This window comes from Sinobaca sp. TMA16-18 (genome assembly GCF_059510535.1).
Window position 1 is genome coordinate 1 of the sequence record NZ_JCAKFM010000010.1, and the last position, 16340, is coordinate 16340.

Consider the following 16340-nt stretch of genomic DNA (forward strand, 5'->3'; position numbering starts at 1 on the left):
GTCGATGGTTTTTGGCTTTGCCAAGCATCTTAGGATCGCCCCTTTTCTTTTCAGTATACGACCATTCCAGCCCTTTGCCCACAAAAAAACTGCCGAGAAAAAAACTTTCTCGACAGCCTGAAAAAGGAGAGCCACATGGCTCTCCTTTTCATTCTTTACCTGCTTCTTTTCTTTTCATCCATTTTGCTATCAGCAGCAGCAGAATTCCTGCTATTCCTAAGACAGCGAATGCTTCCTGCGGTCCATCACCTCTTAAAAGCTGAAATAAAAAAGAGCCCCCGAAAACAATTGCCAAAAGCATACCAAATTGAATCATCCATTTATGCATCGTCTACCCCACTTTTAATGTACTTCATGTTTCACGTGAAACATATGTATCTTTTTCTCTTATTCATCCCTATAATTTGCAGGTGTACATTTATTAAGAAACAAAAAGTACCACCTTGACCTTTTTCGATTTTATCCCTTTACGGTATAAGTTTCAAGCGGAAGCACACTTATAACAACTGAAATCGTTTAACCGCTCCTCTTTTACCGTGCAGGTATGTTAAATGCAAATCTTGTATTATTCAAAAAAACCGCCGAAATGGCGGTCTTTTGTAGTGTATTTAATACACACTGCTGGTGTAGGAATTATTCATCACTTCCACCAATTTCTTCATTCCATTTTCTATCTTTTCCGGATCAGCATTAGTAAAGTTCAAACGAAGTGTGTTCTGTTCCGGATTTCTTACATAAAACGGCGCTCCCGGTACAAAAGCTACACCCTTGTCCACAGCTTCAGCGAGAAGTGCTGTCGTGTTTACCTGCGGCGGCATGTTCACCCAGAAAAACATGCCGCCTCTTGGTTCAATATAACTGACCCCATCTACTCTATCGAGCAGTGCTTTCATGACGAGCATCCGCTCTTTATACTCTGCACAGAGCATATTTATGTGCTCATCAAGGTCGAATTCTTTCATTAAATGCACAAGCGCATGCTGCGTTAACGAATTAGTGTGCAGGTCGGTCGCCTGCTTAGCCTGTGCCATCATACGAATAATCTGATAAGGTCCTGCAATCCACCCTGTTCTCATGGCAGGGACAACCGTTTTTGAAAATGTACTCGTATACACGACGTATTCATTATTGTCCATTGAAGCGAGAGGCGGTACAGTGTCGGCTTCATCAAATTTAATATCGCCGTAAGGATCATCTTCAAACACAATAACATGATGTTTTTTAGCCAGCTTTATCAGCTGCTTTCTGCGCTCCAATGACCATACTTTTCCACCCGGGTTGGAATAAGTAGGAACAACATAAATACATTTAGGCTTCAGCCGGATAATTTTCTCTTCCAGATCTTCCTCAAGCATGCCATCATCATCTGAATCCACCGGCACAATATTCACTTCATAAGACTGAAACACCTGCAGCGCTGCAAGATACGTAGGGTTTTCTGTTAAAACAATATCCCGGGGATCAAACATGATTCTTGCAAACAAGTCAATTGCCTGCTGGGAACCAGATGTAACAAGAATATGCTCCGGATCTCTTTCGATTTGCTTTTGTCTCATTCTTTCAGCCAGTTTTTCTTTAAGGGCCGGAACTCCTTCTGTTTCCCCATACTGAAGTACTTTATTGCTGGATGACAGCGCCTCATCAAAAGCCTGTTTCACTGCTTCTACAGGAAACAACTTTTCATCCGGAAGCCCGCCTGCAAAGGAAATTACATCTCCCTTGTTTACTACTTTCAATATATCCCTTACTGCCGATGACTGCATATGGCGGACTCTCTTCGCAAAACCATACTTCATTTCTCTCTCCACCCCTGTACCTTTATATTAACTATTAGAAAAATCAGAATAAATTGATTCGTAAATTATATCACATCTTTCTAAATAGAACACAAAAGGTTTTATTTTATAATTACAAAATAATACATTAATTATATTATTTTATATTTTTAAATTTTATTGTAAATTTATTTAATTGCATTTCCAACGATTATGTCATCCCTATTTAGGGAACAAAAGAGGTATAAAGACATTCTAACGAGAGATTGAAGAACAAGGAGCGGTAGACATGGCAGGAGAAATGAAAGAAGTTATATGTGAACAGGCAATGCTTGGGGAAAGCCCGGTATGGGACGAAAAATCCCAGGTATTTTACTGGGTGGACATCCTCGGACAGTTTATTCACGAATACAATCCGAAAACAAAACGAACCAGATCCATAAAAATAAATCAAATGCCCGGCGCCGTAGCTCCTTCCACCCAACCAGGAAAGCTGATAGCAGCTCTCCAGCACGGCTTTTATTCCATCGATTTTGACGCCTCTTCTTTAATGCCTATTTTTGATCCGGAAGAACACAAGCCTAATAACCGGTTCAACGATGGGAAGTGTGATCCCGCAGGCAGGTTCTGGGCTGGGACTATCTCTCTTACGAGAGAGCCCGAAGATGCTGCGTTGTACTGCCTGGATTCTTCGAAAGGCGCGCAGAAAAAGTGGTCTCCGGTTACCACGTCCAATGGACTTGCCTGGAATACAAGCAAACAGGCTATGTATTATATAGATACACCTACTCAATCCATCACCCGGTTTGACTACTCTTTAGCGGACGGCTCCATACGTGACCCTAAAGCTATTATTGATTTTTCAGGGGAGTACGGCAAACCCGATGGAATGACAATCGATGCCGACGGCAACTTATGGATAGCCCACTTTGAAGGGGGGCGTGTCAGCTGCTGGAATCCGGATACAGAAAAAAAGCAGGATGAACTGATTCTGCCCGCTTCTTTAATTACATCCTGCACATTTGGAGGAGAACATCTTACCGATCTTTATATAACAACGGCCCGGAATAAATTAACGGAAGAAGAGCAGAAACAGGAGCCGTTGGCAGGCTATGTATTTTCTTATGCCTCAGGGGTAAAAGGACTGCCTGCAGATCATTTTATGGCTGGGAATAAAAACGGCGGTGAATAGATCCGGCCGTTATTGCTGCTCCAGCTTCAGCTGATGAACCGTCTGAATTAAAGCCATTTTGGAAGCATAGTCTTCAAACTCAAGAGCGACTCCATAAATGTACCCTTCCTCCGTTACCCGTTGGCGTTTAATGCTGCCGTACACTTTAAACAGCTTTTGCGTAATACGGAACGTAAAACATAACAGGACATCATCTGTTACTTGAAATCGGAGAGGAGAAAAGAACTGAAGTCCATTTCCGGAAAGATCAAGTATTTGAATAGGGCCTTCTTTGCTTTTTACCTCCACCTGCTTAACTTTATGGACAAATATAGCGGCCTCTAAAGGCTTATCTGTAAAATGAAAACGAATATTGCTTCTGCGATTGGACAAAATAGCCTCCTATGGTTATTTTTGTTTTAATTATACCCTTTGAGTGAACAACCTGCTACGAAAAACGGGCATGAAACCTAATAGGTTTCATGCCCGTTTTATACTATTTTATTTTTGGTTCGTCAATTGAGTTTTTTTTTCCATAATCGCCTGCTTCGCTGTAATCAAAGCAAGTTTGTAGACGTCTTTCATGCTGCATCCGCGGGAAAGATCGTTTACCGGTTTGTTTAAGCCTTGAAGAATTGGACCAATCGCATCATATCCGCCTAAACGTTGGGCAATCTTATAACCGAGGTTACCGGATTCCAGACTTGGGAAAATAAATACGTTTGCTTCTCCCTGAAGCGGTGAATCTGGAGCCTTCTGGCGTCCTACTGCCGGTACGAAAGCTGCGTCAAATTGGAACTCTCCGTCAATAACCAGATCAGGGCGGTCCTGCTGTGCTTTAACCGTTGCTTCTGATACTTTTCTTGTTTCTATTGAAGAGGCGGATCCTTTTGTAGAGAAGCTGAGCATCGCGACTTTAGGATCCAGATCAAATGCTTTTGCTGTCTCTGCCGTCGCAATCGCAATTTCAGAAAGCTCTTCCGCATTCGGGGAAATGTTGATAGCGCAGTCGGCAAATACAAACTTCTGGTCTTCCTTCACCATTATAAATACGCCGGACGTTCTTTGAATCCCCGGCTTTGTTTTAATAATCTGCAGTGCCGGACGAACCGTATCTCCCGTTGAATGAACCGCACCGCTGACAAGACCGTCAGCATAATCAAGATAAACGAGCATAGTGCCGAAGTAGTTTGGGTTTTTAAGCTTTTCCCGTGCGCTTTCTTCTGTTTCTTTTCCTTTGCGGCGTTCAACAAAGGCCGTTATTAATTCCTCATAATGCTCATACTGAACCGGATCAATAATTTTCACCTGGTCCAGCGACACATGAAGCTTTGCCGCTTTTGCTTTTACTTCCTCTTCAAGACCGATGATGATTGGCTTTAGGAGGCCATCCTCTGCAAGTTTAGCTGCTGCTTCTATAATACGATCGTCCTCTCCCTCTGGAAATACAATGGAAGGTTGATCTTTTTTGACTTGTTCTTTTATCTCTACGAAGAGATCGCTCACTAAAATTCCTCCTTTATTATTTAAACCGTTCAGGAAGTGTAGGTTAACTATAGGCGTATCGATTCGCTGCGTTGAATTCATTCTGGTTTCATCTCTCTATTCCTTAGGATACTCTTATTCCAACAAAAAATAAACGTAAATGCATAAAATAATCATTGTTCTAATTTTCGGAATTAAGAAAACAAAATGAAAGCTTGTGTTAAAAGCGTTTACAATGAAGGTAGGAATGAATATAGTTGCATATATTATTTTAAAATACTAAATTATACAAAGCTGCTGTATTCAATTAGTTCCCTCCATGCTATACTATTTTCACCTTTTCCCCCGTTAGCAATTGATGAAAGGAGAAAAAAATAATGAGTCCTAAACTAGGAATGGAAACCATCCGCCGGGAACAGATTATTCAATCTGCAAAAACATGCATCCTAACGTATGGGTTTGACCATTTTTCGATTAAAGATGTAGCCCGGACTGCCGACCTCAGCACAGGAGTTATTTATCACTATTTTAAAAACAAAAATGATCTTCTTGTTGAAGTCCTCAAAGAAGCGTTCGCAGTCTCTGAGGAAGATGTCCGCAGCACGGTCGATGCCTATCATCACCCCGATGAGAAATTTCACGCCTATCTTCGGACGGTGGCGTCTCTTCCGGATCATAATCAGCCGTTTTATACTATTTTATTAAACTATATGGCCCAATCGCCTTATGATGAAAAAATTAATGCAGTAGTAGGTCGTTTTCTTCATAACCTCGTTTTGTATTTGACTACTATTCTTGAAGAAGCGGAACGCCGGCACCTGCTGAACCATCCTTCTCCTTCAGCTCTTGCCCTTTTGATTATTAATCAGGCGACCGGAACCGCCTTTAACGAGCGCTATTTCTCTTCTGCTGTTGTAGAAGCCAACCGACACGCATTCATTCAGTTATTCCAATCCATGGTTGCCACTCCGGCTTCTTCATGAGTATAATAACAGTATCTTATTTATAATGATCGTTCGAAATAAATAAAAAAGGAGAATGCGTAATGTCGTATCCCGCTCTGCTTTCCCCTATATCTATTAACCAGCTCGTGCTTCCTACTAAGGTGATGATGGGTTCCATGCATGTTGGGTTAGAAGGGGAAGAAAACGGATTGGAAAAAATGAAAGCGTTTTATGTGCGCCGTGCTAAGGAACATGTCGGCCTTATTGTGACCGGAGGAGCGGCTGTAACCCCGGAAGGGAGCGGCGGAGCTAACTTCATGAGCCTCTATCAGGAAACAGATATTAAACAGTGGACAGAGCTTACAGACGCTGTGCATGAAGCAGGGGGACGTATTGCCGTTCAGCTCTTTCACGCCGGCCGTTATGCATACAAAGCGCTCACCGGACTGGACCCGGTGTCAGCTTCCCCTCTTCAATCATCCATTAATCCAGATGTGCCTGTGGAACTTACCGAAGAGGACATTCAGCGCACCATTCAGGCATTTTCTGATGCTGCCGTTCGTGCAAAGAAATCCGGTTTTGATGCGGTGGAAATTATGGGCTCAGAAGGCTATCTGCTCAATCAGTTTATGTCTCCGCTGACCAATCGGCGGACAGATCAGTGGGGAGGCTCCTTTGAAAAGCGCCTGCGTTTCCCGCTCGCTGTTGCAGAATCAGTCCGCAGAGCTGTCGGTCCCGGTTACCCGGTCATCTTCCGCATGTCCGGTCTTGATTTAATGGAAGGAAGCACGACAGAAGAAGAAACAATCATCTGGGCCGGAAAGCTTGAAGAAGCCGGTATGGATGCGCTGAACATCGGAATCGGCTGGCACGAATCCAGAACTCCAACCATTACGATGAAAGTGCCGAGAAATTATTTTACGCCTGTCGCAGCCTCCATCAAAAAGCGGGTAACCATCCCTGTAATTACTTCCAACCGCATTAATAACCCGGAAGATGCCGAAGCGATACTGCAGGAAGATAAAGCAGATATAGTCTCCATGGCCCGCCCATTTTTAGCGGATCCAGAAATTATTACAAAAGCGATAGAAGGCAGAACGGAAGAAATCAACACGTGCATTGCCTGCAACCAGGCCTGCCTGGACCATGTGTTTGAAAATAAGTCTGCTTCCTGTATGGTCAATCCCGAAGCAGGTCGGGAGCTGACCTTCATTATTAATAAAACAGCTGCGCCTAAAAATATATTAATTATCGGGGCCGGACCGGCCGGGCTGGAAGCGGCCCGGGTTGCTGCCTTGAAAGGCCATCATGTGACGCTTGCTGATGAAAAAGAAGAAATCGGCGGACAGCTGCTGTACGCCAGAACGGTACCGGGTAAATCCGAATTCAATGAAACGCTCCGGTATTATTCTGTGCAGCTGAAAAAACTAGGCGTATCTATCCGGCTGGGCACCTCTGTCTCGGCAGAACATCCGCTTGTGCAGGAGGCCGATGATATCATTCTCGCATCCGGTATTCTTCCCCGTCAGCCGGATATCAAAGGAATGGAAACGCATACCGTTTTTTCCTACCGGGACGTGTTTGAAGGAAACGCTGAACTGCAGGGGAAAATTGTAATGATCGGCGGCGGCGGTATTGCCTGTGATTTAGCCTTGGTGCTTCATAAAAAAGGGTATACAGATATTACGCTGCTGCAGCGGGGCCGAAAGTTTGCTAAAGGGCTGGGCAAAACTACACGCTGGATTACGCTCGGCGAACTCCGCCGCAATAATATACAAATGATCGGCGAAGTTACGTACAAAGAAATCACACCTGAAGGAGTCGTGATTGTCCATGAAGAGCAGGAAAAGCTTGAAACAGCTGATACGATCATTACGGCAAGCGGACAGCTCCCCAACCAACAGCTTGCCTCTGAATTGATGGAACACGGAAAACGAGTGCATGTGATCGGCGGCGCTAAGCATGCTGTCGGACTTGATGCCAAGTTTGCTATTTTGAATGGTGCAGAAACAGCGAATGCTCTGTAATTACTTTTAAAGGAGGGTTTCACGTGAAACAACATACAGTCTTATATGAGGTAAAGGACCACATAGCTTTGATTACACTGAACCGCCCTGAAGTTAAAAATGCTTTAAATACAGAAATGCATAAAGAACTCTACGAGTGTTTCCAGGAAGCGGCGGAAGATGAAACGGTTAAAGTAATAATTCTACAGGGATCCGGCGATGCGTTCTGCGCAGGCGCTGACTTGAAAAGCGTCTCTTCGGACAGCGCGGAAAGCTTTGACTACGGCGATTATCTGCAGGACACCTATAACCGTCTGATTCTCTTTATAGACAGTATCACTAAGCCGGTTATTGCCTATTTAAACGGGGTAACAGTAGGGGCAGGTTTAAGTATTGCGCTGGCCTGCGACTACCGGATTGCTGACAGCCGGGCCAAGTTAGCGCTCAGCTTTTTAAAGATAGGCCTTGTCCCAGACGCAGGAGCCTCCTACTTCCTCCCCCGTCTTGTCGGGTTAGGAAAAGCAATGGAGCTTACGCTCGGACAAACCATATCTGCAGAAGAAGCGTTCCGGATCAACCTCATCACCGCTATTGGAAATCCGGAAGAGTACGCTCATAAATTAGCTGCTATCCCCCCCGCCGCCTATGGATTGGCTAAGCAGAATATGAAACAGGGTTTCGAACACAGCCTTTCAGAGGTTCTCGATATGGAAGTATCGGCCCAAAGAGAAGCCGGACAAAGCCGGGAACATAAAGACGCCCTTCTCCGCTTCTTGAAAAAGTAGGCTGGTTTCCGCTTTTGAAGACCTGCGGACCTATGGTATAGTAGACATCGTGAGCAGGTTTTAGATAAAGGAGTGGACCATATATGAGTGAAGCATCCCAAACGCTCGACGGCTGGTTTTGTCTGCATGATCTCCGCAAAATCAACTGGACCGAGTGGAAAAAACTTTCCGGCGAAGAGCGCCACAGCATTGTAAACGAATTTATTCATATGCTGGAGGACTGGCAGCAGGTCGAAGACAACGGCGGCGGAAGCCATGCCGTTTATACCATTGTCGGCCAAAAAGCAGACTTGATTTTCATGATTCTGCGTCCGACGATGAATGACTTAAATGATATTGAAAATGCCTTCAACAAAACCAGGCTGGCCGATTATACGATTCCTTCCTACTCCTATGTATCCGTAGTAGAACTGGGAAACTATATGCCGCCTAAAGACGGCGGAGATCCAATGGATAATCCGGAACTCCGCAGCCGTATTTATCCCGTGCTTCCTAAATGGAATCACATCTGCTTTTATCCAATGGATAAAAAGCGGGAAGGTAACGACAACTGGTACTCCCTTCCTATTAAAGAACGCCGGGAGTTAATGCGTGCCCATGGCATGACAGGAAGAAAGTATGCCGGAAAGGTCAAGCAGATCATTACAGGCTCTGCAGGTCTCGATGACTGGGAATGGAGCGTTACCCTATTCGCCCATGAAGCCCTCCAATTTAAGAAAATCATTTATGAAATGAGATTTGATGAAGTGTCCGCCCGCTACGGCAAATTCGGACCTTTCTATGTAGGAAACCTGCTGGAACCAGAAAAAGCAGAATCCTTTTTTCACATCTAAGCAAATAATGTAAGAGAGCATCCGGAGCTGTTCCGGATGCTTTTTTTATGTTTAACTTTCTATGATTAAGGAAATACATTTCAAACGAACTTACTATTCCTATCTATGATTACTTTTTATCATATATTGTATGTACAGAGTTAAAAAGGAATTTTTTTTAAAAAGCAGTTAAAAATACTTGAAAGTCAAAGAAGGTCAGTATATAATAAATTCATAAGATCAAAGATAGTCAAAGTCAAAGCAGTTTCTTTGATTTATCCAATAAACACTACTACACTTACTAATTATCAAGATGCATTGTCTTTTCTATTAAAAGATAAAAGGAGGTTCACTACTATGAAGTGTGAACATTGTGAACAACGGGAAGCCCGTATCGAATTAAATATGAATATAAATGGACACCAGCAGAAAATGAATCTATGTGACGTATGCTACCGCGAAATCCGTCAGGAAATGAAGCAGCCTTCCAACGGATTTGGCAATCAGCCGGGGCAGTCCCCATTTGACCAGTTTTTCCAAAATATGATGAATTCACAGGCCGGCAATCAACAGCAGCAGCCTTCCGCCGGTAAAGGCGGCGGAAACAAAGGTGGCGGCGGCCTGCTTGATGAATTAGGAAAAAATCTATCGGACGCTGCGCGTGCCGGCATGATTGATCCCGTTATCGGCCGGCATAAAGAAGTCGAGCGGGTTATTGAAACTTTAAACCGCCGCAACAAAAACAACCCGGTTCTTATTGGAGAACCTGGTGTTGGTAAAACAGCGATTGCAGAAGGCCTCGCTTTAAAAATTCTCGAAAGCGATGTGCCAAACAAGCTGAAAAACAAGAAAATATACCTGCTCGACGTATCCTCGCTTGTAGCGAATACCGGTATCCGCGGTCAATTCGAAGAACGTATGAAACAACTGCTTCAGGAACTGCAGGATAGACAGGACGTTATTGTATTTATTGATGAGATTCATCAAATTGTAGGTGCCGGATCTGCCGAAGGCTCCTCTGACGCCGGTAACATTATGAAACCGGCACTGGCCCGGGGCGAAGTACAGATTATTGGTGCTACTACCCTTGCTGAATATCGGAAAATCGAAAAAGATGCCGCTCTCGAGCGCCGCTTCCAGCCGGTTATGGTCAATGAACCAAACAGCACGGATGCCGTTGCGATTCTTAATGGCCTGAAGCCGAACTACGAAGCCTATCATCAAGTATCTTATACAAAAGAAGCCATCGAGGCATGTGTGGCTCTTTCCAGCCGCTATATCCAGGATCGTTTTCTTCCGGATAAAGCCATTGACCTGATGGATGAAGCAGGTTCTAAGATTAACCTGCTCCACAGCAGCGATGATGAACTTGAAATTCAAAGCCGTCTGGAACAAATTGCGGCAGAAAAAGAAAAAGCAACCCAGCAGGAGAACTACGAAAAAGCAGCAAAGCTCCGTGATGAAGAAATCCGTTTGATCGAACAGCGTGATAAAGCGGCAGCCGGAGAATCCGTCAGCCAAAGCAAAGCAGAAGTAACGGTAGACGTGATCCAGCAGATTATTGAAAACAAAACCGGTATTCCTGTCCGTCGTCTTCAAAAAGACGAGCAGCAGAAAATGAAAGATCTTCCAGAACGCCTGAATGCCGATGTCATCGGCCAGGAAAACGCCGTGCAGAAAGTGGCAAGAGCCATTCGCAGAAACCGCGCCGGCCTCCGCCGCGGCAGCCGCCCTATTGGATCTTTCTTATTCGTCGGTCCTACAGGCGTAGGTAAAACCGAACTATCCAAGTCTTTGGCCAAAGAAATGTTTGGAGACAGAGAAGCCATGATCCGGCTTGATATGAGTGAATATATGGAAAAGCACTCCGTATCCAAGCTTGTTGGTTCTCCTCCGGGCTACGTCGGCCATGAAGATGCAGGTCAGCTTACAGAAAAAGTACGTCACAAGCCATACAGCATTATTCTTCTGGATGAAATTGAAAAAGCGCATCCTGATGTGCAGCACATGTTTCTGCAGATCATGGAAGACGGCCGCCTGACCGACAGCCAGGGCCGCACTGTAAGCTTTAAAGATACGGTTATCATTATGACTTCCAACGCAGGAACTGAACTGAAAAAAGTCAGTGTTGGATTTGGCAGCCAGGATGATGAAGAGCCGAAAGTAACCGAATCTCTTAAAAACTCCTTTAAGCCGGAATTTCTCAACCGTTTTGACAGCATTGTGAAATTCAGCGAGTTGAAACGCGAAGACTTGATTACTATCGTTGACATTATGCTCTCTGAAATTGTAGAAGCTGCACAAGAACAAGACATGAAGGTAGAAGTGTCCGATGAAGCAAAAGCAAAACTTGCTGATCTGGGCTACGATCCAGCCTTTGGTGCCAGACCACTCCGCCGTGTTATCGCAGAACAGGTCGAAGACGGCATTGCGGATCTCATGCTTGATGAAGACAAATTAGAGCATATTACCGTCAGCTTAGTTAATAATAAAATCAGCGTGGCTAATCACGCCCACGTATCCTCCCAACAATAAGATTCAAAAAAGCCGAAGACCCTGTACGAAGGGTCTTCGGCTTTTACATATGCTTTATTTGAACCAGCCTTTTTCTTTAAAATGGGAAATCGCTTCAATCCGGTTGCTGACCCCAAGCTTGTCAAAAATAATCGATATATAGTTTCTGACCGTACCGTTTGTAATAAACAGTTCGCTGGCGATTTCTTTTGTATTTTTGCCATCCGCAATCAGCTCGATTACCTGCTTTTCCCGATCCGTCAGCGGGTTATCGTTCTGAAAAACCATATCAACGAGCTCCGGCGCGTAGACCCGGCGTCCTTTCATAATAACCCGGATCGAATCGGCCAGCTCTTCACTCGGACTGTCTTTCAGCAGATAACCGCCTACTTCTGCCTTACGGGCCCTTTCAAAATAACCGGGCCTGGCAAATGTCGTTAGGATAATTATTTTGCAGGGATGGTCTTTCAGCTCTTCTGCCGCATCCAGGCCGCTTTTTACCGGCATTTCGATATCCATGATACAAACGTCCGGATCATGCTGATTGACAAGCGTGACTGCTTCCTGGCCGTTTTTTGCTTTGCCGATAACCGTCATGTCTTCTTCCAGGTCCAAAATAGAGCCGAGGGCCCCTAAAAGCATTCCCTGATCTTCTGCAATCACTATCTTTATCATGCCATCCCCTCCTGTTTTATCTGCGTTACAACAGTAGGTACCCGAATGTAGAGCTCTGTTCCCTCTTTGGATACTACCGTAAGGGTGCCGTTTACAAACTCCAGCCTCTCCTCCATTCCACGGAGGCCATTTTTCTTCGTAGGATCTATTTTTTCCGTTATTCCGGTTCCGTTGTCCTTGACGCGGATACTCAGCTCATCCACAGATTCATAAAGCTCTACAAAACATTTGGTCGCCTTGCTGTGCTTTACAATATTGGTTACTGCCTCTTTCAAGCACATGCTGAGCACATTTTCTACAAGCGGCGGCGTCTTCTTGAGCAGCATTTCGTCTTTAATAGTAAATTCCACCTCTGCCGCTTTTAAAACCTGTTCGATACGGATTAATTCATCTTTTAGTTTGGTGCCGCGCATGTCCGATACCATTTCACGGACTTCTTTTAAAGCGGTCCGCGACGTCTGGCTGATATCACTGATTTCCCGTTTGGCTGCTTCCGGATTAGCATCAATCAGCTTGCCCGCCAAATCACTTTTTAAACCGACAAGCGACAGCTTCTGTCCGAGCGTATCGTGAAGATCTCTTGCAATCCGCTGGCGTTCTTCCATTACAACCATCTGGGAAATCTTCCGGTTGGCATCCTTAAGCTGGCTTTCCAGCTTTTCCCGCTTGTTACGGTTGAACGTGTTAAAAGGAAGCAGAATAATTCCAATTACGCTGATAACGATAAACGGAAACTGGGAAAGAAACAGTTCGTTTTCCATGAAAAACATAATATTAATGGTCGCAATGGCTGTTATTAAATGAATACCGTATAAAATATAAAAGCCTGTTTTGTGCTTCACATTTCCTATAAAAAAGGCCAGGAAGAGAGAAAAATAAACATAGCCGTAAAAAAGCGTCATAATAATGCTGATCGCAATCGCAATGCCTACCCAAAAATAGACAAGCCATCCCGATGATATAAAGGTTAAACGATAAGCAACGAAAAACAGCAGTATAAAAATCACGCCCAGAATAATTTCAGGAGCAGTGGACGAACGGATAATAAAATAAAACGGCAGCAAAAAGAAAATGATCCAGACATACGTACTGAGCCATGTATTTTTCGGAAAAATTTGATACCAGTTATTCATGGCGGTCTCCTTAAAGGTTTGTGCCTTTTGTTTTTTTGTATCTCCTACTGTAAGTATATCAGACAATTCTCTTATTCCCCCTCTGCAGAATCGCTCTTTTATTCTATGTTGCAAATCTGCATTCTATAGAAAAAAAGCCATTCCCGTTTGTAAGGAATGGCCTTTTATGGTGTTACTTTTCCTGTAAGCTTGATTTTTCCCTGTTTAGTATCAAGTTTTCTTTTAATGCGGCTTTCTTCATTTCCCGAAAACCGACGAAGGTTTTATTTTTTTCATCATAAAGGCGGAAACGAATGGATTTTAAACTCGAACCAAGCGTGATCGTAGTTGCCTGTTGAAGAGGCGGTGTTGATTCATGAGCCTGCTCGAGGTTATAGTTCGGCACGCGCGGGCTGAGATGGTGTACATGGTGATAGCCAATATTACCACTTGCCCACTGAAGTACCTTTGGAAGCTTGTAAAATGAACTGCCATCTACTGCAGCTTTTACAAAATCCCATTCGCTTTCTTCTTCAAAATAGGAATCTTCAAATTGATGCTGTACATAGAAGAGCCAAATACCCAGCGAACCGGAAACAAATAATATTGGTCCCTGTACGAGCAGAAATGCCTGCCATCCGACAACAGCAATCAATACACCGTAAACAGCCACAATGGATGCATTAATAACATACGTGTTTATGCGTTCTTTGCGTTTTGGACCTTTACGGTTGAAACGGTTTGTAATAAGAAAAAGATAAAACGGGCCGAGACCGAACATCACAAGCGGATTGCGGTACAGGCGGTAGGAGAACTTTTCAAATGCTGATGCTTCTTTGTATTCTTCTACAGTCATCACCCAGATATCGCCAACGCCGCGCTTATCTAAATTACTGCTTGTTGCATGGTGAATGGAGTGCTCTCTTTTCCATTTTTCAAAAGGAAACAGCGTAATAATTCCTGTTATTGTACCCAGAATCGAATTGGCCTTTTTGCTTTTGAAGAAAGATTGGTGGCAGCAGTCATGAAAGATAATAAAGGTTCTTACGACGAACCCGGACGCTATAATGGATAAGGGAAGACTGAGCCAGATGGAAATTGATAAGCTCTGATACGCCAGAAACCATAAGAGAAAGAATGGAACGATTGTATTAACGATTTGTTTAATGCTTTTTGCCTGGTCTGATTTTTCAAACGGTGCTACTGTTTTTCGTAATTGAGCCTGCTTTGCTTTACTCATATATAATCTCTCCCATTTCGATAGGCGTGTGTGTTTATTAGCTATACCTTAATCATATAGAGAAATTGTAAAAGATATAAGACATGAAAGTCAATTGCTTGTATGACAGTTGTCATATATTTTTTTCCTGTTAATTCCCATCATACAGCGCTTTTCTTTCAACATCTGCCATAAAACCTTCATTTGTTCTCTATGAACGTGCTGTGCTATGCTTTTCATTAGATACTATGGAAAGGAGCACCCGAACACATGCGTTCTATGCTGAAACCTCTGCGTCTCACCGGAATTATTGAAGGAATATCATTTGTTGCCCTGCTGTTCTTAGCGATGCCCCTTAAATATATGGCTGGAATGGATATGGCCGTAACGATCGTAGGAGCAGCCCACGGCGGCCTCTTTACTATTTATATTGCTCTTGTTCTTGTCGTATGGGTACAGAGACGCTGGTCGTTTCTGCGAGCTTTAGTTGCTATGGCCGTCTCCGTGATCCCATTCGGTCCGTTTATTTTTGAAAAAAGTCTGAGACGGGAAGAAGAAACAGGAATCACCCCTCTTACTTTCGGGCAGTAATACAGAAATATCAGAAGCCTGTCCGTTTGAAACGGAGCAGGCTTTTCTGCCGCTTGAAGGTAGTTGTCGTATTTTCCGTGTAAACATGATATAACAGATACAGATTGTTTTTTTGAAAATGCAATTAAAGGAGTACATATGATGATTGAATGGAAAAACCTGCTGCGCGGCTTTATCATGGGCACAAGCGACGTGATTCCCGGCGTAAGCGGCGGCACCATGGCTTTAATACTTGGTATTTATGCCCGGTTGATTGACGGTATTAACAAACTAACAACAAAAGAATGGAAAAGCCAGCTCGGCTTCTTTATTCCTCTCGGTATCGGTATGGGTACGGCAATTCTTGCACTGAGTAATGTGATCGAGTGGCTTCTAGCTGATTATCCGGAACCTACTTTTTCTCTTTTTATCGGGTTAATTCTAGGGACAATTCCCTTTCTTATGAGAGAAGCAGACTACCGCAGAGCTTTCACTGCCAGGCACTATGCTATTTTAGCTGTTGCGGCTGCTATTGTCATCGCTTCAGGCTTTTTCCAGGATGGCCCTGGTGAGATTATGACCTCTATCGGAGCAGGCGGCTATGTATTCTTATTCTTTGCAGGCTGGCTCGCAAGCTCTGCGATGCTGCTTCCCGGTGTGAGTGGATCGTTTGTGCTCCTCATTATTGGAGCCTACCCTACCGTAATTGCGGCGGTCTCTTCTTTGAACCTTCTCGTTCTCATCGTGGTAGGCCTTGGTATCGTAGTCGGTATTCTAATCATGAGCAAATTTATTCATTTCCTGCTTCGTAATCATTCGGTCGGAACGTACGCTACGATGATCGGACTGTTGATTGGGTCGCTTTTCGTTGTCTTTCCAGGTATTCCGGGAAGTATCGGCCTCTTTTTTGCCAGTGTGGTCATGTTCCTGCTTGGACTTGGCCTTGCGATTATTTTAGGTCAGATTAATAACAGAAAAGTATAATACAAAAAACACCCGGCTTCATGGGTTCTCTGTTCTGACAGAGTACCTGAAGCACCGGGTGTTTTTTTGATAGAGGAAACGGCCTGTATGGCTCATGCTCTATTTATTTTCCGTATCAAAAAGATAAATAACAAAATAGAGGGCGGCGCAATGAAGATAAAAGACAAAAAGCCAATGGCTGGAGGCAGAAAGATAAGACCTGTTAAAATACCTGCTGCCATCACCCATAACACCCGCGGGGAAATAACATGATCAGATGCCAAAGTGGGTCCCCCTCCCATTCTCATC

16 protein-coding genes are annotated in these 16340 nt (G+C 44.0%); 8 read left to right on the top strand and 8 right to left on the bottom strand.

Annotated features, from left to right (window positions below):
• Window positions 1–148: 148 nt before the first annotated feature.
• Complete coding sequence (locus AC5W14_RS14845; RefSeq protein ID WP_496058123.1) at window positions 149–328, bottom strand: hypothetical protein; 180 nt, start codon at window positions 326–328, stop codon at window positions 149–151.
• Between the two features lie 280 nt (window positions 329–608).
• The gene (locus AC5W14_RS14850) at window positions 609–1796 is read right to left on the bottom strand and encodes an aminotransferase-like domain-containing protein (RefSeq protein WP_496058124.1); all 1188 of its coding nucleotides are present in this window, start codon (window positions 1794–1796) and stop codon (window positions 609–611) included.
• A gap of 268 nt (window positions 1797–2064) precedes the next feature.
• Here AC5W14_RS14850 and AC5W14_RS14855 point away from each other — a divergent pair, with 268 nt between their 5' ends.
• Window positions 2065–2967 carry an SMP-30/gluconolactonase/LRE family protein gene (locus AC5W14_RS14855; RefSeq protein ID WP_496194917.1) on the top strand — a complete coding sequence of 301 codons (903 nt, stop codon included), beginning with the start codon at window positions 2065–2067 and terminating at the stop codon, window positions 2965–2967.
• Between the two features lie 9 nt (window positions 2968–2976).
• Here AC5W14_RS14855 and AC5W14_RS14860 read toward each other — a convergent pair whose 3' ends face one another.
• Both AC5W14_RS14860 and pta read right to left on the bottom strand, forming a co-directional pair.
• Window positions 2977–3339: a PilZ domain-containing protein gene (locus AC5W14_RS14860; protein WP_496058126.1), complete on the bottom strand. Its 363-nt coding sequence runs from the start codon at window positions 3337–3339 to the stop codon at window positions 2977–2979.
• Window positions 3340–3447: 108 nt separating this feature from the next.
• Window positions 3448–4452, bottom strand: coding sequence for a phosphate acetyltransferase (gene pta, locus AC5W14_RS14865; RefSeq protein WP_496058127.1), 1005 nt, complete (start codon window positions 4450–4452; stop codon window positions 3448–3450).
• 356 nt (window positions 4453–4808) lie between these two features.
• On the opposite strand from pta, the gene AC5W14_RS14870 reads away from it, so the two are divergent.
• From AC5W14_RS14870 to AC5W14_RS14890, 5 genes are all read left to right on the top strand, one after another.
• Window positions 4809–5414, top strand: a complete 606-nt coding sequence (locus AC5W14_RS14870; RefSeq protein WP_496058128.1) for a TetR/AcrR family transcriptional regulator — start codon at window positions 4809–4811, stop codon at window positions 5412–5414.
• A 62-nt stretch (window positions 5415–5476) separates the two neighbouring features.
• Entirely contained in the window at window positions 5477–7402 is a 1926-nt protein-coding gene (locus AC5W14_RS14875; RefSeq protein WP_496194918.1) for an oxidoreductase, read from the top strand.
• A 23-nt stretch (window positions 7403–7425) separates the two neighbouring features.
• A complete protein-coding gene (locus AC5W14_RS14880; protein WP_496058130.1) occupies window positions 7426–8166 on the top strand; it encodes an enoyl-CoA hydratase/isomerase family protein in 741 nt (246 codons plus the stop codon).
• 83 nt (window positions 8167–8249) lie between these two features.
• Window positions 8250–8999, top strand: a complete 750-nt coding sequence (hemQ, locus tag AC5W14_RS14885; protein ID WP_496058131.1) for a hydrogen peroxide-dependent heme synthase — start codon at window positions 8250–8252, stop codon at window positions 8997–8999.
• A 336-nt stretch (window positions 9000–9335) separates the two neighbouring features.
• Window positions 9336–11513 (top strand): ATP-dependent Clp protease ATP-binding subunit, encoded by a 2178-nt coding sequence (locus tag AC5W14_RS14890; protein ID WP_496194919.1) that lies wholly within the window; start codon window positions 9336–9338, stop codon window positions 11511–11513.
• Between the two features lie 54 nt (window positions 11514–11567).
• Here AC5W14_RS14890 and AC5W14_RS14895 read toward each other — a convergent pair whose 3' ends face one another.
• The 3 genes from AC5W14_RS14895 to desA form a co-directional block, all read right to left on the bottom strand.
• Window positions 11568–12167, bottom strand: coding sequence for a response regulator (locus AC5W14_RS14895; protein WP_496058133.1), 600 nt, complete (start codon window positions 12165–12167; stop codon window positions 11568–11570).
• Entirely contained in the window at window positions 12164–13300 is a 1137-nt protein-coding gene (locus tag AC5W14_RS14900; RefSeq protein ID WP_496058134.1) for a sensor histidine kinase, read from the bottom strand. The genes AC5W14_RS14895 and AC5W14_RS14900 overlap by 4 nt, the downstream gene beginning before the upstream one ends.
• 172 nt (window positions 13301–13472) lie before the next feature.
• Window positions 13473–14519 (bottom strand): Delta(5) desaturase DesA, encoded by a 1047-nt coding sequence (desA, locus tag AC5W14_RS14905; protein WP_496058135.1) that lies wholly within the window; start codon window positions 14517–14519, stop codon window positions 13473–13475.
• 249 nt (window positions 14520–14768) lie between these two features.
• On the opposite strand from desA, the gene AC5W14_RS14910 reads away from it, so the two are divergent.
• Together AC5W14_RS14910 and AC5W14_RS14915 are read left to right on the top strand one after the other, a co-directional pair.
• A complete protein-coding gene (locus tag AC5W14_RS14910) occupies window positions 14769–15089 on the top strand; it encodes a DUF3817 domain-containing protein (protein ID WP_496194920.1) in 321 nt (106 codons plus the stop codon).
• A 141-nt stretch (window positions 15090–15230) separates the two neighbouring features.
• Window positions 15231–16052, top strand: coding sequence for a DUF368 domain-containing protein (locus tag AC5W14_RS14915; protein ID WP_496058137.1), 822 nt, complete (start codon window positions 15231–15233; stop codon window positions 16050–16052).
• Between the two features lie 92 nt (window positions 16053–16144).
• On the opposite strand, the gene AC5W14_RS14920 is transcribed toward AC5W14_RS14915, so the two are convergent.
• Window positions 16145–16315, bottom strand: coding sequence for a hypothetical protein (locus AC5W14_RS14920; RefSeq protein ID WP_496194921.1), 171 nt, complete (start codon window positions 16313–16315; stop codon window positions 16145–16147).
• Window positions 16316–16340 lie beyond the last annotated feature (25 nt).